At 31.2% G+C, this 20653-nt stretch carries 20 protein-coding genes; 8 read left to right on the top strand and 12 right to left on the bottom strand.

What is annotated here, in order from left to right; genetic code table 11:
- Positions 1–62: 62 nt before the first annotated feature.
- Entirely contained in the window at positions 63–920 is an 858-nt protein-coding gene (locus H0I27_RS05505; RefSeq protein ID WP_218732870.1) for a PPK2 family polyphosphate kinase, read from the bottom strand.
- Between the two features lie 443 nt (positions 921–1363).
- Between H0I27_RS05505 and H0I27_RS05500 the strand changes: the two genes are divergently transcribed.
- Entirely contained in the window at positions 1364–2920 is a 1557-nt protein-coding gene (locus H0I27_RS05500) for an NAD(P)/FAD-dependent oxidoreductase (protein WP_218732869.1), read from the top strand.
- Positions 2921–3122: 202 nt separating this feature from the next.
- Here the strand turns inward: H0I27_RS05500 and H0I27_RS05495 are convergent, their stop codons facing one another.
- Positions 3123–4004, bottom strand: a complete 882-nt coding sequence (locus H0I27_RS05495; protein WP_218732868.1) for an NAD(P)-dependent oxidoreductase — start codon at positions 4002–4004, stop codon at positions 3123–3125.
- A gap of 426 nt (positions 4005–4430) precedes the next feature.
- Between H0I27_RS05495 and H0I27_RS05490 the strand changes: the two genes are divergently transcribed.
- The 5 genes from H0I27_RS05490 (at position 4431) to H0I27_RS05470 (ending at position 8931) form a co-directional block, all read left to right on the top strand.
- Positions 4431–4868 carry a RimK/LysX family protein gene (locus H0I27_RS05490; protein WP_218732867.1) on the top strand — a complete coding sequence of 146 codons (438 nt, stop codon included), beginning with the start codon at positions 4431–4433 and terminating at the stop codon, positions 4866–4868.
- Positions 4868–5743 (top strand): 30S ribosomal protein S6--L-glutamate ligase, encoded by an 876-nt coding sequence (gene rimK, locus H0I27_RS05485; protein ID WP_165732831.1) that lies wholly within the window; start codon positions 4868–4870, stop codon positions 5741–5743. The genes H0I27_RS05490 and rimK overlap by 1 nt, the downstream gene beginning before the upstream one ends.
- On the top strand, positions 5733–6680 hold the full coding sequence (locus tag H0I27_RS05480) for a succinylglutamate desuccinylase/aspartoacylase family protein (protein ID WP_218732866.1): 948 nt from the start codon (positions 5733–5735) through the stop codon (positions 6678–6680). The genes rimK and H0I27_RS05480 overlap by 11 nt, the downstream gene beginning before the upstream one ends.
- A gap of 152 nt (positions 6681–6832) precedes the next feature.
- Complete coding sequence (locus H0I27_RS05475) at positions 6833–8158, top strand: M28 family peptidase (RefSeq protein WP_218732865.1); 1326 nt, start codon at positions 6833–6835, stop codon at positions 8156–8158.
- A gap of 5 nt (positions 8159–8163) precedes the next feature.
- Positions 8164–8931, top strand: a complete 768-nt coding sequence (locus tag H0I27_RS05470; RefSeq protein WP_218732864.1) for a hypothetical protein — start codon at positions 8164–8166, stop codon at positions 8929–8931.
- A gap of 9 nt (positions 8932–8940) precedes the next feature.
- Here H0I27_RS05470 and H0I27_RS05465 read toward each other — a convergent pair whose 3' ends face one another.
- The 3 genes from H0I27_RS05465 to H0I27_RS05455 are packed head-to-tail and all read right to left on the bottom strand — an operon-like array spanning position 8941 to position 13204.
- Positions 8941–9822: a carbohydrate kinase family protein gene (locus H0I27_RS05465; RefSeq protein ID WP_218732863.1), complete on the bottom strand. Its 882-nt coding sequence runs from the start codon at positions 9820–9822 to the stop codon at positions 8941–8943.
- Between the two features lie 3 nt (positions 9823–9825).
- Positions 9826–11100 carry a glycosyltransferase gene (locus tag H0I27_RS05460; protein WP_218732862.1) on the bottom strand — a complete coding sequence of 425 codons (1275 nt, stop codon included), beginning with the start codon at positions 11098–11100 and terminating at the stop codon, positions 9826–9828.
- Positions 11101–11104: 4 nt separating this feature from the next.
- Complete coding sequence (locus H0I27_RS05455) at positions 11105–13204, bottom strand: HAD-IIB family hydrolase (RefSeq protein WP_218732861.1); 2100 nt, start codon at positions 13202–13204, stop codon at positions 11105–11107.
- A gap of 266 nt (positions 13205–13470) precedes the next feature.
- Here H0I27_RS05455 and H0I27_RS05450 point away from each other — a divergent pair, with 266 nt between their 5' ends.
- Entirely contained in the window at positions 13471–14046 is a 576-nt protein-coding gene (locus tag H0I27_RS05450; RefSeq protein WP_218732860.1) for a YdeI family protein, read from the top strand.
- Positions 14047–14050: 4 nt separating this feature from the next.
- Here the strand turns inward: H0I27_RS05450 and H0I27_RS05445 are convergent, their stop codons facing one another.
- Positions 14051–15517: a magnesium chelatase gene (locus H0I27_RS05445; protein WP_218732859.1), complete on the bottom strand. Its 1467-nt coding sequence runs from the start codon at positions 15515–15517 to the stop codon at positions 14051–14053.
- 58 nt (positions 15518–15575) lie between these two features.
- The gene (locus H0I27_RS05440) at positions 15576–16700 is read right to left on the bottom strand and encodes a VWA domain-containing protein (RefSeq protein WP_218732858.1); all 1125 of its coding nucleotides are present in this window, start codon (positions 16698–16700) and stop codon (positions 15576–15578) included.
- Positions 16701–16824: 124 nt separating this feature from the next.
- Here H0I27_RS05440 and H0I27_RS05435 point away from each other — a divergent pair, with 124 nt between their 5' ends.
- The gene (locus H0I27_RS05435) at positions 16825–17700 is read left to right on the top strand and encodes a TIGR01777 family oxidoreductase (RefSeq protein ID WP_218732857.1); all 876 of its coding nucleotides are present in this window, start codon (positions 16825–16827) and stop codon (positions 17698–17700) included.
- Positions 17701–17706: 6 nt separating this feature from the next.
- Here the strand turns inward: H0I27_RS05435 and H0I27_RS05430 are convergent, their stop codons facing one another.
- From H0I27_RS05430 to H0I27_RS05410, 5 genes are read right to left on the bottom strand one after another with little or no spacing between them, the layout of a single operon-like run.
- Positions 17707–18336 carry a YceI family protein gene (locus tag H0I27_RS05430; RefSeq protein ID WP_218732856.1) on the bottom strand — a complete coding sequence of 210 codons (630 nt, stop codon included), beginning with the start codon at positions 18334–18336 and terminating at the stop codon, positions 17707–17709.
- Positions 18337–18340: 4 nt separating this feature from the next.
- Positions 18341–18607, bottom strand: coding sequence for an acyl-CoA-binding protein (locus H0I27_RS05425; protein WP_165732844.1), 267 nt, complete (start codon positions 18605–18607; stop codon positions 18341–18343).
- 6 nt (positions 18608–18613) lie between these two features.
- On the bottom strand, positions 18614–19270 hold the full coding sequence (locus H0I27_RS05420; RefSeq protein WP_218732855.1) for a phosphatidylserine decarboxylase family protein: 657 nt from the start codon (positions 19268–19270) through the stop codon (positions 18614–18616).
- A gap of 2 nt (positions 19271–19272) precedes the next feature.
- The gene (locus tag H0I27_RS05415; protein WP_218732854.1) at positions 19273–20067 is read right to left on the bottom strand and encodes a phosphatidate cytidylyltransferase; all 795 of its coding nucleotides are present in this window, start codon (positions 20065–20067) and stop codon (positions 19273–19275) included.
- Position 20068: 1 nt separating this feature from the next.
- Complete coding sequence (locus H0I27_RS05410) at positions 20069–20653, bottom strand: hypothetical protein (RefSeq protein ID WP_218732853.1); 585 nt, start codon at positions 20651–20653, stop codon at positions 20069–20071.

Below are 20653 nucleotides of genomic sequence, written 5' to 3'. Positions count from 1 at the left end.
ATATTTTAATTTCTCTACTTCGCTCAGGTAAAAATAATTACCTACTAAATCGCAAGCAAGAACTATTCGTTATTTAATTGTGTTTTAAATGCAGCTACTTGATCCTGAATTTTTGCAGGTAAAGTTGGTTCTTTAAAGTTAAATTTTTCTAATTCTTCTAATACAATATCTGCTAAAATAAATCTTGCCGTTGGTTTGTCATCCGCAGGAATTATAAACCAAGGTGCATTTTCTTTAGAAGTTCTGTTTAATAAATCTTCATAACAGAACTGGTATTTATCCCACAGTTTACGTTCTTTTAAATCGCCTGCAGAAAATTTCCAATTCTTTTCAGGTAAATTCAACCTGCGTAATAATCTATTCTTTTGTTCGTCTTTAGACAAATTTAAAAAGAACTTTAATACGATGGTTCCACTATCTGTAATATGCTTTTCAAAATTATTGATTCTTTCCATTCTTTCATGAAAAAAAGCATCATTGATATCTTCTAACGTATTTATGGTCGGAATATTTTCTCCAAAAACATACTCAGGATGCACTCTTGTCACCAACACGTTTTCATAATGTGTTCTATTAAAAACACCTATTTTACCTTTTGCCGGAAGTGCAATATAATGACGCCATAAAAAATCGTGCTTTAATTCCAACTCTGTTGGTACTTTAAAACTATGCACTTCTACTCCACGTGCATTTACATCTTTAAAAACCTCTCTAATTAAACTGTCTTTGCCAGAAGTATCCATTCCTTGTAAGCAAATAAGCATACTATATTTGCCTTCTGCATACATTGTATCCTGAATATCACTCAGTTTTTTTCTGATTTTCTTTAGCTTCTTCTTAGACTTTTCTATTACTTCTTTTGTATTAAAATCAGTCAATTGAATAGTTCCTTTTACCTTATATTTTTCCTTGTCTAGCATCCTTTCAAATATTTTTTAAAGATAGATAAAATCGTGATTTTTACCCGTGATTTTCATAGCATTTTATAATAATTATATTCACAATATAGTCATCATTTAAAAATAAAATATCTAATTCTTAATTTTAGCATAAAGTTAACGTGTTTCATTTTATTCAGGTACAAAAACAGTACAAAATTTATCTAATTAAAAAAATGAAATAAATGTCTCCTTGCGTGTAATCAAGACCTATTTTAGTCGGTAATTAAATCTCAACTACGCTCAAACAGAAAATAAAAGAACAAAAAAAAGGCCTTTTACAACCACAACTTAAAAAACAGGATACATCAATTCACCTACTCAACTTAAATATTTTTAACGCTAAAATTATCATTATATCATATTGAAGAGAAATTCATGAATTCGTAGCTTTTTTAGACTTTAAAATTCATTATTTTTGCCACATGGTAAAAGAAATTCAACTTCGAGTAAATTTAATAGAAGAACGTAAAGAAAACATCTTATTATACAAAGCTTCTAAGCAATTAAGCCTTGATAAAAGTGAAATTTCTGCTGTTAAAGTATTGCGTAAATCTATAGATGCACGTAAAAAAGACATCATATTTAACTACAAAGTAGCCGTTTATATCAATGAAAAAGTACCAGATAAATCTGATTATACTTTTGAATATAAAGATGTTTCTAATGCCAAAGAAGTACATATTATTGGTTTTGGACCCGCAGGAATGTACGCTGCTTTGCGTTGTATAGAATTAGGTTACAAACCAATTGTTTTAGAACGTGGAAAAAATGTACAAGATAGAAGGCGTGATTTAAAAGCCATCAATCAAGATCATTTTGTAAACGAAGATTCTAATTATTGTTTTGGTGAAGGTGGAGCCGGAACCTATTCTGATGGAAAACTCTACACACGCTCATTAAAACGTGGTGATGTTAGAAGAATTTTTGAAAATTTAGTTTTTCATGGAGCAACAGAACAAATTTTGGTAGATGCACACCCTCATATTGGAACCAATAAATTACCAAAAATCATCGAGAATGTTCGTGAGAATATTTTAAAGTACGGTGGAGAAATTCATTTTGAAACTCGTGTTACCGATTTTACTGTAAAAAACAATAAACTACAAGCTATCCATCTTAAAAACGGAAAAGAAATGGCTGTGAATTCAGTTATTTTAGCAACCGGACATTCGGCTAGAGATATATACGAATTACTACACAAGAAAGAGATTGCTTTAAAAGCAAAGTCTTTTGCGATGGGCGTTCGTGTAGAACATCCGCAAGAAATTATAGATCAAATTCAATATCATTGTTCAGGAGAAAGAGACGAATTGTTACCAGCAGCAGCTTATAGCTTGGTACACCAAGTAAATAATAGAGGTGTATATTCTTTTTGTATGTGTCCTGGTGGATTTATTGTTCCTGCAGCTACTGCAAACGGTGAAGTTGTTGTAAACGGAATGTCGCCTTCTCGTAGAAATAATCGTTTTGCAAATTCAGGAATTGTTGTTGAATTAGATATTGATAAAGATTTTAAGAAATACGAACAGTTTGGACCTTTAAAAGGATTAGAATTTCAAAAAGATTTAGAAAAAATAGCCTTTTTTGCTGGAGGAAGAACACAAACAGCACCTGCACAAAGATTGGTGGATTTTGTTGACGGAAGACTTTCTAACGATTTAAATGATTGTTCATATCAACCAGGATTAAAATCGGCTCCTTTACATTCTTTATTACCTAAAATTATTGGAGGTAGATTAAGAAAAGGTTTTGCAGCATTCGGACAAAAAATGCACGGTTATTATACCAACGAAGCAAATATTATTGGAGTGGAATCTAGAACTTCATCACCGGTAAACATCCCTAGAAAAGAAAGTTTAGAACATACAGAAATAGAAGGTTTATATCCTTGTGGTGAAGGTGGTGGTTATGCTGGTGGAATTGTTTCTGCTGCCATGGATGGAGAACGTTGTGCAGAAGCTGCAATTGCAAAGTTGTAGACTTTAAATATTATCTCTTTAGACAATATAATATTAGTTCTCGATACAAAATTTATAAAAAGAAATTTTACTCGGACTGACATTTTGTAAATCATTATAAAAACAAAAAATACCTCGAAGCAAAGCCTCGAGGTATTTTTATACATTTCATTTTGATATTAAAATCAAAACTTATTTTATACTTCCGCTATTGCGGAAATAATTATTTCTTTAAACTTGTAAAGTAATCGAAAATTTCAGGAACGTTTCCGCTTCCCATATCAGCCGCTACAGCTGCTTGAAGGTTTGCAGAAGTAGCTTCTGCTATTTTAGAAGTAGTACCTAAATCGTTCATCATCTGAACAAAATAACCTAAATCTTTATTTGCATTGTTAATAGAAAAACCTAAATCACTTACGTTATCTACTGCGTAATGTTTACAAAATTTCATGAATGGAGAGTTTGACGGTCCAGAAGACATAATATCAAACAATTGTTGTGTATCTACTCCTGCAAGTTTTGCAGCAGCAAAAGCCTGAGACATTGCAACAACAGTAGTCATCCCCATAAAGTTATTAATTAACTTAGTTGTATGACCTGCTCCTAAAGCTCCTAAATAAAACACATTCTCTCCTTGCTCATCTAAAACTGGTTTTACTTTATCAAAAGTAGCTTTATCTCCAGCTGCCATGATATTTAATAATCCGTCTTTTGCATGTGCAGGTGTACGACCTAAAGGTGCATCAATCATACCAGCTCCTTTAGCTGCTAAATCTTTACCAATCTTAATCGTAGATGCAGGAATTGAAGTTCCAAAATCAATTAAAACAGTACCTTCTTTAATACCGGCTAAAATTCCATCTTCACCGTAAACAATCTTTTCAACTACAGCAGATGTAGTTAAACAAAACATTATAATATCACTTTTTTCTGCTAATTCCTTAGGAGAGCTAGCTTCGGTAGCATTACCACGAGCTATTACAGTTGCAACCTCATCTTTGTTAAGGTCCATTACTGTTAACTCATAACCTCTTTTTTGCAAATTTTCAACCATGTTACCACCCATAAGGCCAAGTCCGATAAATCCGATAGTAGGTTTTTTCATATTTATTCTTTTAATTTATAATTAGGGTGCAAATATATACATCTATAGGCATTTAAAAAACATTTAACAGAAGTATCCTTAGTTCTTTAATTTGTTTAACTTATATTTTTAATACACTGACTTGTAATTCATTAATAAAAATAAAAAAAATATAAATAGCTATTTTAATCAAGTTGTAAACGAATAGTCCATTTTTTAAAATAGAATAGCCTTAACAAGAAAAAAGTTTTATATTTTTTCTATATTTATCTAAATTTAAGATTCAAATATAATTGATATTTATATCGGTTTTAAAACATCAAAAATTTATCTAATTTTTAAAAACCTTATCGTTAGATTAGTTATTTAATAATTCTTTATAATTTTTTTCATTTTATCAAGATTTCGAATAAGTATCACTAATTTTACAGCAGTTTAATATAATATATGAAAATAACCATTGGTCGTGTTGATAAAGCAGATTTCCCGGAACTCCATTTAGAAGACATCGATTTAAAAATTGACTCTGGCGCTTATACATCATCAATACATTGTTCTAATATTGAAGAAATAACCATAGACGGAAAAAATTTCATCAGGTTTAAGCTATTAGATCCAGAGCATCCATTTTACAATAATAAGGAGTTTACTACAAAAAATTATGCTTCTAAATTGGTGAAAAGCTCGAATGGAATTTCAGAAAAAAGGTTTTTAGTTGAAACTGAAATTGTAATTTTCAACGAAATATTCCCTATTCATTTAACATTAAGTGAACGTAAAGACATGAAGTTTCCGATCTTGCTTGGAAGAAAATTTTTAAATAAAAAATTCGTGATAGACACTACAAAGACAAACTTATCACACAAATTAAAAAATAAAATATAATGAGAATTGTAATTCTGTCTAGAAATCCTAAATTGTATTCAACTAGAAGATTGGTAGAATCCGCCGAAAAAAGAGGTCATGAAGTAATGGTTGTAGACCATTTAAAATGTAACATTGAAATTGAAAAAAGATCGCCAAAAATATTTTATAAAGGTGAATATTTAGAAAACATTGATGCTATTATACCAAGAATTGGTGCTTCTGTAACTTTTTATGGAACTGCTGTTATTCGTCAATTTGAAATGATGAAAGTATTTTCTGCAGTTTCTTCTCAAGCTTTAGTAAAATCTAGAGATAAATTAAGCAGTTTACAAATTTTAGCAAGAGCTGGTGTTGGGTTGCCAAAAACAGTTTTCACCAACTACACAAAAGATGTAGAACACGTAGTAGAATCTGTTGGTGGAGCCCCTTTAATTTTAAAATTATTGGAAGGAACACAAGGTTTAGGTGTTGTTTTGGCTGAAACCAAAAACGCTGCAACTTCCGTTTTAGAAGCTTTTAATGGATTGGGTGCAAGAGTAATTGCGCAAGAATTTATTAAAGAAGCTGGTGGTGCAGATATTAGAGCTTTTGTAGTTGATGGTAAAGTAATTGGTGCTATGAAACGCCAAGGAAAAGAAGGAGAATTCCGTTCTAATTTACACAGAGGTGGTAATGCAACTGTCATAGAATTGACAGACGAAGAAGAAAAAACTGCCTTAAAAGCAACCAAAGCTTTAGGTTTGGGTGTTGCCGGAGTAGATATGTTACAATCATCTAAAGGACCTTTGGTATTAGAAGTAAATTCTTCTCCAGGTTTAGAGGGAATTGAGGTAGCAACTGGTAAAAATATCGCGAAAGAAATAATTCGTTATTTAGAAATTCATGTCGAGTAAACCTTTTATCCTTTTAGGGAAAGTAATTCCTTTAGGAAAACGTACCGTTTTAGATTTAGAAGTAGCAAAATTACATACAAGAACTACTGTTAAGGTTCCAATAATTATAGAACGCTCTCAAAATCCTGGACCTGTTGTTTTATTACTTGCAGGTATTCATGGTGATGAAACAAATGGAGTAGGAATTATTAGAGAAATCATTAATTTAAAAATTAATAAACCAAAAACTGGAACCATTATTTGCATTCCTGTTTTTAATATTTTTGGGTATTTAATTCAGACTAGAGAATTTCCTGACGGACGTGATTTAAATAGAATGTTTCCTGGTTCTGCAGGTGGATCGTTAGCGAGCCAATTTGCCTATCAATTTACAAAAGAAATTGCTCCGATTGTAGACTATGTTATCGATTTTCATACAGGTGGTGGAGATCGCGATAATATTGCACAAATAAGATGTAGTAAAGAAGATGAAAAAGCATTAGAATTGGCTAAGGTTTTTAACCCTCCAATGATTGTTTTTTCTGAAAACATTACAAAATCACTTAGAGATACATTACATAAAATGGGTAAAACCGTTTTACTTTTCGAAGGAGGAAAATCTAAAGAACTAAACCCTACAATTATTAACGAAGGTGTTAACGGAACTAAAAATGTATTAATTCGTTTAGGTCTTATTGAAGGAGACATTACGGTTAGAGAAACTCCTGTTTTCGTGCATAAGGCAAAATGGATAAGATCATCTGATTCTGGGATGTTTAAAATTAGAGTAGCAAACGGAAGCTTTGTAAAAAAGAAAGAAGTTTTAGGCGTAATACAAGATCCTTTTGGTGAGTTTAAAAAGAAAATTTATGCGCCGTTTGATTGTCATATTTTCTGTATTAATAAAACACCAATCGTAAATAAAGGAGATGCTTTATTTCATGTTAGTATTGATTAATAGTGTACATGCTGCAAGCTCTATTTTAACCTAAAGGTTGATGATAGATCTCAAACAGCTTATAGCATTTTAAATAAAATAATAAAAGAGAACGGATTTTTAATCTGTTCTCTTTTTTGTTTTGTAATTTAGTAGCCTAAACTTTCCTTCGGATGAAAAAAATTACACTATTATTTTTATTGATGTCAATTTCTATTTCTGCACAAACAGATCTTAAAATTTATGATATTATAAACTCTGTTTCAGCAGACAATATTAAAGCTGATATAAAAACCTTAACAGAATTCGGTACAAGAAATACTTTTTCAGATACCATTTCCACAACTCGAGGTATTGGTGCAGCTAGACGCTGGATAAAAGCCGAATTCGATAAAATATCTAGCAATTGTAACAATTGCATCAACACTTTTTATCAAAAGGATTTTGTTACTAAAAAAGGTAATAGAAGAGTTCCTCATGATGCGTGGATTGTAAATGTTGTGGCAGTTCAAAAAGGAACCAAATACCCAAACAAATACATTATTATGAGTGGTGATATTGATTCTCGTGCAAGCGATACGATGGATTTTACCACAGATGCACCTGGCGCGAACGACAATGCCTCTGGAATGGCAGGAACCATAGAAGCTGCAAGAGTATTAAGCAAGTATCAATTTGAAAGCAGTATTGTTTATGTTGGTCTTTCTGGTGAAGAGCAAGGTTTATTTGGTGGAGCAGGTTTGGCAAAATATGCAAAAGATAAAGGTTGGGATATTATTGGTGTTTTAAACAACGATATGATTGGAAATATAAAAGGGGAAGATGGTGTAATTGACAATCGTAGTTTTAGAATTTTCTCGGAACCTGTACCTGCAAACGAAACAGAAACCCAACGTAAAATGCGTAGGTTTTATGGTGGTGAAGTCGATGGAATTTCGAGACAATTGGCAAGATATATTCACAAAAATGTAAAAACATATATGCCAGAAATGAATCCGATGATGATTTATAGATTGGATAGATTTGGCCGTGGAGGACATCACAGACCTTTTAACGATTTAGGTTTTGCTGGAATTAGAATTATGGAAGCACATGAAAACTACACACAACAACATCAAGACATTAGAACCGAAAACAGTATAAAATACGGAGATACTTTTGAGCATGTAAATTTTGAGTATGCAAAGAAATTAACCGCTGTTAATGCAATTACAATGGCCAATTTAGCATGGGCTCCAGAAGCGCCAAAAGAAGTAGCTATTGGTGGTATTGTAGAAGCTTCTGTAAAGTTAAAATGGAATAAAGTTGACGGAGCCAAAGGGTATAAAATTTATTGGAGAGACACCACCTCTCCTACTTGGGACAATTCTAGATATGTAGAATCTACAGAGTTTACTTTAAACGGAATTGTTATTGACAACTTCTTTTTTGGTGTTGCTGCTATTGGCGAAAACGGTCATGAAAGTGTTGTTGTTTTTCCTAATAAAATTTTAAGATAATAAATATGAAAACAATAATTAAAAGTCTTTTTGCCCTTAGTTTTATCTTTTTACTTTTTAGTTGTATTAAAGATAAAAAGAATGAAGTTTTAGTTTTAGGAACGATACATGGTAATCATTTAACTTCAGACGAATATTCTATAGAAAAACTAACAAAACTAATTCAAGAAATTAAACCTGATCTTATTTTAACTGAAATTCCGCCAAATAGATTTGAAGAAGCGATGAAAGGTTTTAAAAGAGATGATTCTATTTCAGAACCTAGGGTTTCTCGTTTTCCAGAATATACAGAAGTCATTTTTCCGCTATCAAAAACTATGGATTTTGAAATTATACCAACTGCAGGTTGGTCTGCTTCTATGGCAAGAGAACGTCAACAAAAATTAAGAGCCATTAGCAGAGATACTTTACGGAAATCTGATTGGAAACAATACAGAGAAGCTAATAGAAAATCTGATTCTATTATGGCTATTACAGGTAACAGAAATGACCCTTATTTTATACACACCAATACTTACGATAGTATTTCTAATATTGGACTAGGAGCTTATAACAGACTTTTTAATGAAGAATTAGGTCTTGGTGGTTGGGACAATATTAATATTGCACATTATTGGAATATTGAGAAAACTTTACAGAAATATAAGTATCAAAATAAACGTATTTTAATTACTTATGGTGCCGGACACAAAGCTTGGTTTCTAAAAGAATTAAGAAAACGTGATGATATAACGCTATTAGAATTAAAGCCTTTTTTAGATGAATTAAAATAATTGAATAAATTATAATCTGCTAAAATCTAAAATTTCATTTTCAGAAATAATAGGGTTTGCTCCTTCATTTTGAGCAACTAAAGCTCCAACTGCACAAGCAATATCCAATGATTTCTGCGGATTATGATTGTCTAATAAATGATGAATTAATGTGGCCAAAAAAGAATCTCCAGAACCAACGGTGTCTACTACTTTAATTTTATAACCACTATTGTAAAACAATGTATTGTTATATAATAAAACAGCACCATGTTCGCCTTTTGTAACGCAAATATGTGCTGTTTTAGTTTTTTTTGCAATAAAACGTATGTTTTGTTCTAAATTATGAAAAGGAGAACCTAAAAAAGCACTTATTTCATACAATTCTTCATCATTAAATTTTATAAAATCAGCTTTACACATTAAATCAATAAGAATTTCTTTGTTATAAAAAGGTGCTCTTAAATTCACATCAAAAACAGTATATTTAGCCAATTCTAAAAGTTGGTAAAGTGTATTTTTAGAAACATCGTCTCTTGTAATTAAACTTCCAAAAACAAAAGCATCTGCTTGTTTTACCAATGTTGCCGCTGTTGCTGTAAGTGGAATTTTATCCCAAGCCTTCGGATGTACAATTTCATAGGTAGCAGCTCCTTTTTCATTTAACGTTACAGCCACTTCTCCTGTTGTATAATCTTCTAAAATTACAACAGCATCAGCATTTATTTTTAAATCGTTTATGTAATTTAAAATCAACTTTCCTAAGTCATCATTACCAATGGCACTTACCATAGCAACATCATTATTTAAAGACTTTAACCGCACTGCAACATTTAAAGGCGCTCCTCCTATTTTTTTATGCGTAGGAAAAACATCCCACAAAACTTCACCAAAACATACAATTTTAGACATACTTTAATAAATATTAGTTTCTGATGTTCTTTGATTAATTGAACTTGCAAAAATTGATAACATCCTTTTTGCTATCCCTGTCCATCCAAAATTTCTACGTGCAAAACGTGCCCCTTCAACAGACATTTCGTTTCTTAATTTAGGATATAACAAAGGCATTGCCATCATTGCTCCAAATTCTTTTGGTCTGTGTGGATCTGCAAATAAAGCCTGATTTCCAAAATCAATTAAATCACACAAACCTCCATGAACCGTTATTACACTTGGTGTTCCACAAGCCATAGCTTCAATAGCAACCATACCAAAAGGTTCATATCTAGAAGGCATTACAAAAATACTTGCAGATCTGTATACGTTTGCTAAGTCTTCATCAGCAATGTAGTTTTTCCATTTAATCTTATCCATAACACCTAGTTCCTTCGCCAATACTTTTAAAGTATCAATTCCGTCTCTATCTTGCTGAGAATCTCCTCCAATTGCAGCGACTAATCTAGCTTCCGGACACAGTTCAAAAACCGTAGGTAACGAACGTATTAATAAATCGTAGCCTTTATTATGTGCCATTCTACCCAACGCCAAAATATCGGTTGGTTTGATATCATATTTCAATCGAATTTTATCATTCTCTTTAGACGGAACAGGAAAAAATCTATTTTCGTCAATTCCTGGAGGAATCATGCTACAATTTCTAGACAAAACATCATACTGTTGTACCAATAAATCTACTTGAGGAAGTGTCGTTGCAATCACAAAATTACACATCTGATACACAAAATATTCCTTTCTAATACGCTCTTTAAAGCGATAGGTTTTCTCCATCTCTTTCTCATCCATATCACTTCCCATAGAGTGTTGTTTCCACCACCCTAAAGAATGTGGTGTATGTACATGACAAATGCCTAATTCTTCTGCAATTTTTTGTCCTGCCCAACCTGCATCCCAATAATGAGAATACACAACATCGTATTTTTTATTTTCTTTTTTTATAGCGGCCAACGTATTGGTCACAAACTTTTTTAAATGGTCGTGCATGTCTTCTTTTCTGATGAATTTTTTTCCACCAAATGGAATTCTCCAAACACTAAAATTATCATCTACAACATCATACTCTGGTTGATCTTCAAATTGCCGCGTTACCAAATCTACACGTTTACCTAATCTACTAAATCTATCTGCTAATTCTAATACATATACTACTTGACCTCCTGTATCTGGTTTTCCTAATTCTGCATGTGCCCCTACATATCCATGTAAAGAAATCATTAATATCGATTTCATATTTCTATTTTTTAGTTTTAGTTTTAATTATTTTTAAATCGTTACAAGCTGATATATACTGCGCTGCAGACCAAGCTTGATAGGCTTTCCCCATTGGTTTCCCTGTAGTTCCATGTGCCCACTCTGTAAACTCCCACTCTTCATTAATTCCTTCTTTATTGATTAAAGCTAGTTTATGTAGTTCTTCTATTGCAATATCTTTAAACCCTAACTTATTGACGAATTTCACCCAGAATCCACCCACAAAAGGCCAAATACCTCCGTTATGATAATGGTTGGGTAAATTCAGGAGATTTACGGTGTAATAAGGTTTCCAATCTGGATCTCCAGGACTTACAACCGGATATACATTTGCAACTGGAAAAGGATCATTAACTCCAACCCCCAACATAAACTTAAAAGTTTGATGAGCTTTTTCAGCATCTATAGTTCCGTGTAAAAAGGCTAAAATATTTCCAAGGGTATCGCAACGCCAGCTAAAATCGAAAGGTGTTGTTTGTGCAATTAAGTAAGACGTATCTCCTAAAGTAAACTGCTTTTCGGCAAATGAAACCGATTGAAATAATTTTTGCTGTGTAGAAGGCCAGAAGTTTTGTACAATCTCTTTTTTAATTACCTGAGACCATCTAATATATTCTCCTGCATCTTCATGATTTCCTAACATTTCTAACATACGTCCGAAACAAACATTAGATCTATACCAAAGTATTTCGTCATATAGAATGTTATAACTTCTACCAAATAAATCTGTCCAATCTCCTGCTTCCGGAATTTCTAAAAGGGCATCATTATTACTATCATGCGCTCCTAACCATCGCATGGTTTCTTTAATATCTCCAATATATTTTCTTAAAAACTGAATATCTTTGGTAACATTTACATATTCGTAGAAAGCAATTACCACCCAAATACCACTATCAATAGAACAAATTCCACCAACTCCAGAATAATCTGGTTCTTGATCTTTTAACCGAACATTTGCAGGTATTTGTCCGTTTCTAGAAATATTATCTATTAAAGTAACTAAAGTTTGTCTTTGGCAAGTATGAATTTCTTCATCATCAATTAAAGACAGAGAACCTATTACAGTAATTGCTCCATCTCTTGCCCAAACACTATGATAATTTTCATCTGTACCATTCGGAATATTATCTTTTATTGAACATGCTGAAAAGCCAAGTGGTGTAATATTTTTCTTTAAAGCTTCAATTGCTTTTACATATCCTTCTTTAATTAAAGCTACTTTTTCATCGGTATCTTCTTGCGCTATATTTTCTTTCTCTTTTTTAATGAAAAAATCATCTGAGTGATCAATATTTGTATCTTCAAGCGCTTCTTTTGGCAGTATTTCATAGAAAATAAGTCCTTCTATAATACCATCACCTTTTTCTTTTTCTGTATGATAAACCTTTTTATGTTTTGTATACAGATACAATTCGTCATGTGCATTTGCTACCACTATACCAGACACATCTTTTAAATCGAACATTGCAGAATCATTACCACTATCTCCAGCAACCAAAACCTGATCAGATTTAAATTTTAATCTTCTTAGTAGCCAACGTAAAGCATTTCCTTTATTTGCCCATTTAGGCAAAACATCTAAAAACTTATTGCCAGAATACACAATATTTACATCCATATCTGCATCTGCAAAATCTTGTTCTATACTTTCTATAAGATCGTTACTAGCATCATGAAAGAAATAACTTCTTTTATAAGAATGCTGAAATTTTGTTGGTTGATCACTAATAGGGTGTTTTATTTTTTGAATGATATTTTCTACAGATTCCAAATTCCACCCATCATCTAAAACATCATTAAATTCTTTTTCTACAGCACCTTTTTTAAAATTATAAATATGTGTACCTACTCCAGAAATAATATAATCTGGTTCTGGAAGCACCTCTTTATCTATTAAATCTAAGACGTCATCTATTAATCTACCTGTATTATATGTTAAAAGCACATCGTTTTGATCATGATACTTTTCCCATATTTTTTTAAAGTTACTTTTATAGGTATGAAAGTCAATTAAAGTATTGTCAATATCAAAGGACAATAATTTTATTTTATTTTCATTTTTTAAGCTTTTTACAGTCATTTCATTGTGTTTTTATGAGATAATCATTAATAACACTGAATTTAATTAAAAAATTAAGGACAACCAAAACTTGAGCTATCTATCGTTATTTGTTCTGCCATTTTTATGATTGTGATAATTATGACTATCAAAAAATACTAAATAGAGAATGATAAAGATTATTTACTTAATTTACCTCCCTTTGTAAACAACACTCTTTAATTGTAAATTTCAATTACTAACAATCACATAAAAAATACAAAAGGTAATTTTAGTATCTAAAAATCATGAAAGAAATAGACGAATTTTACTTTAAAAATGATATTGAATGGCGTAATTGGTTGTCAAAAAATTATAATTTGTCTAAAGGTGTTTACCTTATATTTTATAAAGTAGAAAATATAGAGGAATCTATGCGTTGGGAAGAAGCCGTAAAAGTAGCTTTATGTTTTGGTTGGATAGACGCCACTGTAAAAAGTTTAGGTGATGGTAAGCGTAGGCAATATTTCTGCCCAAGAAAACAGAAAAGTATTTGGAGTGCAGTTAATAAAAGTTATATTCAAAATTTAATTGCTGATAATTTAATGCACCAAAGTGGATTAGATATTATTGAGATTGCAAAACAAAATGGATCTTGGACAGCTTTAGATGCAGTCGAAAAAGGAATTATTCCTGATGACCTACAACTTGCCTTTGATAAAAATGAAATAGCTTTTACCAATTTTAGAAATTTTGCTCCTAGTTATAGAAAGCAGTATTTATATTGGATACATCAAGCAAAAAGAGAAACCACAAGAAAAAACCGAATTATAGAAATAATTCGGTTGTGTAGTAAAAATATTAAATCTCGTGGAACGAGGTAATTAATTATAGTCCACTTATAAAATTTCCATAAGGATCTTTAAATTGTGTTCCTTCTGCAAAACGATACTTACTTAGTTTTTTAAACTCTACCAATGCCCAAAGAATAAACTCTTTTACAAAATACCCATCTGTTTCATTCATATTCGGTTGGTGTTTTTTAAGAAAAGCATCTAAAGGTTTTACCTTATCTAACTCTGCTTTGTATTGCGCTTCTGTGTGTTCATCTAACAATTCGAAATCTTCATCAGCATTAAAAAACCAAGAAATTATATCGTCATAAGGAGATTCTTCTTCTTGTTTTTCTAACTTTTTTATCTCCGGAAAATAACTTGGAAATAACGTTTTAATCGCATTCTTAATTAATGTCTCTGCCACTACTTGTGCGCCTTCTTGTTCACCTTCATACACCAACTCCACTTTTCCTGTAATTGCAGGAATAATTCCGTCGAAATCATTTAAACGAATCATTGTTTTATCATCCCCAGAAAGTAATGCTCTTCTTTCTGCAGTACTTAATAAGTTTTCGAAAGCAGAAATACTTAAACGTGCACTTACACCACTTTTAGCATCTATATACTCACTTTCCCTAGCTTCAAAAACAATTTGCTCTAACAAGTCTTTTGCCAGTTCTGGTACTGCTATAAAATCCTTTTGAGAACCTACCTTGTTTGCTTCTTGTTGTGTAATTGTTTTGGCTGTTTCAATATCCTCTGGGTAATGCGTTAAAATCTGCGAGCCAATTCTATCTTTTAAAGGCGTTACAATACTTCCTCTATTCGTATAATCCTCTGGATTTGCCGTAAACACAAACTGCATATCTAAAGGCAAACGCAATTTAAAACCTCTAATTTGAATATCACCTTCTTGTAAAATATTAAAAAGTGCCACCTGAATTCTAGCTTGTAAATCTGGTAATTCATTAATCACAAAAATACATCTGTTAGCACGCGGAATCATTCCGTAATGAATGACCCTATCATCTGCATAACTCAATTTTAAGTTTGCTGCTTTTATAGGATCTACATCTCCAATAATATCTGCTACAGTAACATCTGGCGTTGCTAATTTCTCTGCAAAACGCTCATTTCTATGCAACCAAAATATAGGTGTATCATCTCCTTTTTCCTTAATCAACTCAATAGCAAACCTAGAAATAGGATTTAAAGGATCGTCGTTAATCTCAGAACCAGCAACAATCGGAATATATTCATCCAATAAATCTACCATCAATCTAGCCAAACGTGTTTTTGCCTGTCCTCTTAATCCTAATAAATTAATGTTATGCTTACTTAAAATAGCTCTTTCTAACTCTGGAATTACGGTATTCTCATACCCGTGAACTCCTTTAAAAGCAGTTTCTTTATTTTTTATTTTCACAATCAAATTTTCTCTCAACTCATCTTTAATTGATTTTGATTTGTATCCTGATGCTTTTAATTCTCCTAATGAATTTATCGTATTTACGCTCATATATATTTTTCTTTGAAACAAATTTTGCAATTTTACTTTGCAATTTTGTCACTTATTATTATCCTCTAATTCTCTTTTTCCTATTGGTTTCGTAATCTTCAAAAATCATTTCTCCTAATCCTTTTAAACCTGTATAAAATGCTTTTCCTTGATTCGCTTTTGTAAAAGCTCTTATAAATTGCATTAAGTATGGATCTTGTGCAATCATAAAAGTAGTAATCGGAATATGTAATTTTCTTGCTTGTTGCGCCATTGCATAACACTTGTTTACAATGTATTTGTCTAAACCATTACTATTCTTATAGTATTGACCATCTGGCAAACGCAAACAACTTGGCTTTCCATCGGTAATCATAAAAATTTGTTTGTTGGTATTTCTTTTTCTTCGCAATAAATCCATGGCTAATTGTAAACCTGCAACCGTATTTGTATGATATGGCCCCACTTGTAAATATGGCAAATCTTTAATTTTAATTGCCCACGCATCATTTCCAAAAACTATAATATCTAAGGTATCTTTAGGATAACGAGTGGTAATTAATTCTGCCAAAGCCATAGCTACTTTTTTGGCAGGAGTAATCCTATCTTCTCCATACAAAATCATAGAGTGACTAATATCAATCATTAAAACCGTACTCATTTGACTTTTGTGCATGGTTTCTTCCACCACCAAATCGTTTTCGGTTAAGTTGAAATTATCAATTCCGTTATTAATTTGAGCATTTCTGATGCTTTCTGTAACTGAAACCTTATCCAATGCATCCCCAAACTGATACGCTCTTAAGTCTCCGGTATGTTCATCTCCTATTCCTGGAGATTTACTTTTATGATTACCAGCACCACTCCTTTTTATTTTTCCAAAGATATGATTCAACGCTTGCTGACGAATAGCACGTTCAGTTTTCGGAGTAATTTTAGTACCTCCAGTCCCGTCACCTTTTACCTCCTCTTTTATATAGCCTTTCTTCTTTAAATCTTCAATAAAATCATCAATGGTATAATTTTCATCAGTCAGCTTATATTCTTTATCTAAAGAACGTAGCCAATCTATGGCTTCATCAAAATCGCCAGAGGTATGCGTTATCAGTTCCTTAAAAATTTCAAATAATTTTTCGAAAGGAGATTGATGTTCCGCTTCGTAGGTTTTAAAAACAAAACCTTTTCTTTTGTTATTATTTTTCATCACTATAAAAGTACAGTTTTATACGGATGAAAAATAAACATTAACATTGCTTTATTATATGTATGCATAAATTTGTTTTATAATATTTTAAAAACATTAAACAAAAAATAATTATCTTTACATTATGGCAAAAATAATTATAACAGGTGGTACAGGTTTAGTCGGCAAAAGATTATCAAAATTACTAATTGATAAAAATCATGAAGTTGTAATTTTAAGTAGAAGTCCCAAAAATAAAAACGAATTTAAATGGGATATCTCTTCTAATTATGTTGATGAAAAAGCGCTTGTAAACTCCGATTATATCATTCATTTAGCCGGAGCAGGAATTGCCGACAAACGTTGGACAGAAGAAAGAAAACAGGTAATAATTGATAGTAGAGTAAAAACTGCAAATTTACTTTTTGATAAAATAACCGAATTAAAAATCGAATTAAAAGGTTTTATTTCTGCATCTGGAGTTGGTTATTACGGAGCGATCACTAATGATAAAATATACGAGGAAAGCGATAAAGCAGCTAATGATTTTTTAGGTGATGTATGTCAAAAATGGGAAAACGCAGCACATCAATTTTCAACAAAAAACATTCCGGTAACAATCTTAAGAACCGGTGTTGTTTTAACGGATAAAGGTGGTGCATTAGATAAAATGAAAACACCTATTATAACTCCTTTAGGTTCTGGAAAACAATTTTTGCCTTGGATCCATTTAGATGATTTATGTGCCATCTACGTTAAAGCAGTTGAAGATAATTTAGAAGGTATTTTTAATGCAGTTGCTCCAGAACATCACACTAGTAAAACCTTTACTAAAGAGTTAGCTAAAATCATAAAAAGACCTTACATAGGAATTGGTGTTCCAGGTTTTCTTTTAAAACTTGTATTTGGTGATATGGCAAAAATATTACTCGAAGGAAGTAAAATTTCTGCAAAAAAAATCGAAAAGAACGGATATTCTTTTCGATTTGAAACACTTAAAAAAGCGTTGAATAATTTATAATGCTTCTTAGAAAGTAGAAGTGATATTTAAAGCCACATCACTCCATGTCTTAGAAACTCCATCAGCTCCTTTGTGTAATTCTAAACAAGCTGTATTTAATGATGCTAAAGCCTCAGATGCATTCCATTTGATAATATCCATAGTAGCCTCCATCTTAAAAACCTTCCCTTCTATCGTATAGGTAAAAGCTACATTCTCTGTAACTCCGTTCATTTTAATTTCTGCAACACCATTGGTTTCATCAGTTATTAATAATTTACCAGAAAGTAATTTTGTATTGTCCATCATACCAAAGAAGAATTTTTGAATTTTAAAATCTCTACTAGTATCTTTCGTAAAAATGCTACTTACAGGAATTGAAAACTCAGTATTATTAATAGCTTCTTTAATAGAACTTCCTTCTCCTCCAGAAATTATGTCTACTTTATTAAACTGACCTCCTACAGGTATTTTCTCTGTAGTCTTATAAGCTACAAAGTTTATTTCATTTTGTGCCTTCTCTAAAGAAAAAGCTACTGCACTTGTTTTAGTTTTAATTGTATCTTCTTTTTTCTCATCAGATTTTTTATCTGATTTACAAGATGAAAAATTAAATGCTACAATCATTAATAATGATAAAACTACGACTCTTTTCATAATGTTATTGTTTAGTATTTAAAACTGTTTTTGCTAAATTAATATATTCTTGTTTTGCTACGTCAGATTTCATGCCGTTTAATTGCATCCATGCATTTAACTTAAATGCACTTCTAACGTTATGCTCATCATTAAATGAAAACTTATTTCCAAAATTTGCTTGCTTGTTATAAGCATAAAATTTTAGCATAATGTCTGGAGCAATCGATTCTTCTAACATAGAAATCCTATAGAAAGCTTCATTAAACTCTTTATCTAAATCAGATTCCATACGTTATTATTTTTCTGCAATTATCTGAACTCCACCTTTTACTGTATCATTTAAAGATACATTTAGCTTTGTACCTAATGGAAGAAAAAGGTCTACTCTAGAACCAAATTTTATAAAACCTGCATCTGCTCCTTGTACTGCTGTATCGCCAACTTTGGCATAATTAACAATTCTCTTTGCCAAAGCTCCGGCAATTTGTCTATATAAAACATCACCAAAAGCTGCATTATTAACCACTACCGTAGTTCTTTCGTTTTCTGTAGATGCTTTCGGATGCCATGCTACCAAGTATTTACCTGGATGATATTTACTATATTTTACAACTCCACTCATGGCATATCTAGTAACATGTACGTTAATAGGAGACATAAAAATAGACACTTGTAATCTTTTTCCTTTAAAGTATTCTGGTTCTTCTACTTCTTCTATAACAACCACTTTACCATCTACTGGCGCAACTATTATGTTATCATTTAAAGCAGCAACTCTTTTAGGATTTCTAAAAAATTGTAGCACAATTACTAAAAAAGCAAGTAATACAACTTGAATTACTTTAACAAGCCAAGGTATATTTATTAAATTATCGGCTAGTAATACACCTACAATTGTTATTATAAAGGTAATAACAATTATTTTATACCCTTCTTTGTGAAAACGAATCATACTTAAATTATAAAATTAATATACAAATATACAAATGGTGCTGCAAATAACAAGCTATCCAATCTATCTAAAATACCACCATGCCCAGGCATAATAGTACCACTATCTTTAATATTGGCTTGTCTTTTAAATTTAGACTCTACTAAATCTCCAATCGTACCAATTACACTAACAATAACAGCTATCACTAACCAATTTACTACTGTAAAATCAGTATTAAATTTACTAATTATAAAGGCAGCGATTAAAGCAAAAGCCAAACCACCTAAAAAACCTTCTTGTGTCTTTTTGGGTGAAACCGAAATAAACAACTTTCTTTTTCCGAAATTTTTACCCACTAAAAAAGCAAAACTATCATTTACCCAAATCATAATTAAAATAGAAATAATTAAATGAGGATTATAACCATCTTTATAAATAGGTAGAAGGATTAAAAAGATCATTGAAAAAATAGGATACCTAATTAGTAAACCAGATTTAGACCTATCATTAGAAAATGAGATTTCTTTTTTAGTAAATAAGTAATAAATTAAAGATAACGAGGAAATAATGGTAATTCCTAAAATAATAATTACGGCATAACTTTCTGGTCTTTTTAACATTAAAAATAACGTTAAGCAAAAGAAAATATACCCTATCATTCCTTTAAAGTTGATGAGTTTAGAAAATTCCCAAACACACAACAATCCAAAAATAGTTGTTAGAACAACATACGATTCTTTAGAAAAAAGAATCGCTGATATAAAAATTAAAACGTAAATTATGCCTGAAAGACTCCTTTTTAAAAGGTTACTCATATTATAAATCTTCTAATAGCAGCAAATATAAGTTTTTTGAGTTACTGTTTCCGTAGTTTAAGAAATTATCATCATTTTTATGAATGTTATAATTTTTTATGGCAGAAATGTTGGTAGGCAAATCATTTTTATGATGAATTTTAATACCAGTTAACCCTTGTCCCATATCTTTAACCAACTGACTCGTAGTTGCGTAAACTATAAAATTTTGAGGCATTTCTGACAACTTAATACTTTTTAATTGTTTCGATGAAAATAAAATATCTCCATTATCTGCAATCAAATGCTCACAATTCAAGAAAACAGGAAAATTTGAATTGAAATTTCTATTCATTGCCACCTCATGTCTGTTTAAAAAGGAAGATAACTTGTCATCTAAAAGTGTTAATTGATTCCAATTATTCTCTTTTAAAATGTTCTTTAAATTCTCTACAACTTCACTTTCTTTTAAACAATATAAAAACTTACCTCCTTTTTCAAGGAAATTATGTACAAAAAGATCATCCAAAGAAAGATCTACTTCTTGTCTTTGGATGTCATTTTCTTCTTTATTGGGTATATTGAATAGCTTTTTAAAAAAATTCAT

Source organism: Polaribacter sp. HaHaR_3_91, assembly GCF_019278525.1.
GTDB lineage: Bacteria > Bacteroidota > Bacteroidia > Flavobacteriales > Flavobacteriaceae > Polaribacter.
The sequence above is the reverse complement of the archived record's forward strand: the minus strand, read 5'-3'. Positions and strand labels throughout refer to the sequence as shown.

Coding starts and splice junctions, on each gene's coding strand:
- H0I27_RS05505 (WP_218732870.1), bottom strand. CDS start 920: ATGCTAGACAAGGAAAAATATAAGGTAAAAGGAACTATTCAATTGACT.
- H0I27_RS05500 (WP_218732869.1), top strand. CDS start 1,364: ATGGTAAAAGAAATTCAACTTCGAGTAAATTTAATAGAAGAACGTAAA.
- H0I27_RS05495 (WP_218732868.1), bottom strand. CDS start 4,004: ATGAAAAAACCTACTATCGGATTTATCGGACTTGGCCTTATGGGTGGT.
- H0I27_RS05490 (WP_218732867.1), top strand. CDS start 4,431: ATGAAAATAACCATTGGTCGTGTTGATAAAGCAGATTTCCCGGAACTC.
- rimK (WP_165732831.1), top strand. CDS start 4,868: ATGAGAATTGTAATTCTGTCTAGAAATCCTAAATTGTATTCAACTAGA.
- H0I27_RS05480 (WP_218732866.1), top strand. CDS start 5,733: ATGTCGAGTAAACCTTTTATCCTTTTAGGGAAAGTAATTCCTTTAGGA.
- H0I27_RS05475 (WP_218732865.1), top strand. CDS start 6,833: ATGAAAAAAATTACACTATTATTTTTATTGATGTCAATTTCTATTTCT.
- H0I27_RS05470 (WP_218732864.1), top strand. CDS start 8,164: ATGAAAACAATAATTAAAAGTCTTTTTGCCCTTAGTTTTATCTTTTTA.
- H0I27_RS05465 (WP_218732863.1), bottom strand. CDS start 9,822: ATGTCTAAAATTGTATGTTTTGGTGAAGTTTTGTGGGATGTTTTTCCT.
- H0I27_RS05460 (WP_218732862.1), bottom strand. CDS start 11,100: ATGAAATCGATATTAATGATTTCTTTACATGGATATGTAGGGGCACAT.
- H0I27_RS05455 (WP_218732861.1), bottom strand. CDS start 13,204: ATGACTGTAAAAAGCTTAAAAAATGAAAATAAAATAAAATTATTGTCC.
- H0I27_RS05450 (WP_218732860.1), top strand. CDS start 13,471: ATGAAAGAAATAGACGAATTTTACTTTAAAAATGATATTGAATGGCGT.
- H0I27_RS05445 (WP_218732859.1), bottom strand. CDS start 15,517: ATGAGCGTAAATACGATAAATTCATTAGGAGAATTAAAAGCATCAGGA.
- H0I27_RS05440 (WP_218732858.1), bottom strand. CDS start 16,700: ATGAAAAATAATAACAAAAGAAAAGGTTTTGTTTTTAAAACCTACGAA.
- H0I27_RS05435 (WP_218732857.1), top strand. CDS start 16,825: ATGGCAAAAATAATTATAACAGGTGGTACAGGTTTAGTCGGCAAAAGA.
- H0I27_RS05430 (WP_218732856.1), bottom strand. CDS start 18,336: ATGAAAAGAGTCGTAGTTTTATCATTATTAATGATTGTAGCATTTAAT.
- H0I27_RS05425 (WP_165732844.1), bottom strand. CDS start 18,607: ATGGAATCTGATTTAGATAAAGAGTTTAATGAAGCTTTCTATAGGATT.
- H0I27_RS05420 (WP_218732855.1), bottom strand. CDS start 19,270: ATGATTCGTTTTCACAAAGAAGGGTATAAAATAATTGTTATTACCTTT.
- H0I27_RS05415 (WP_218732854.1), bottom strand. CDS start 20,067: ATGAGTAACCTTTTAAAAAGGAGTCTTTCAGGCATAATTTACGTTTTA.
- H0I27_RS05410 (WP_218732853.1), bottom strand. CDS start 20,653: ATGAATTTTTTTAAAAAGCTATTCAATATACCCAATAAAGAAGAAAAT.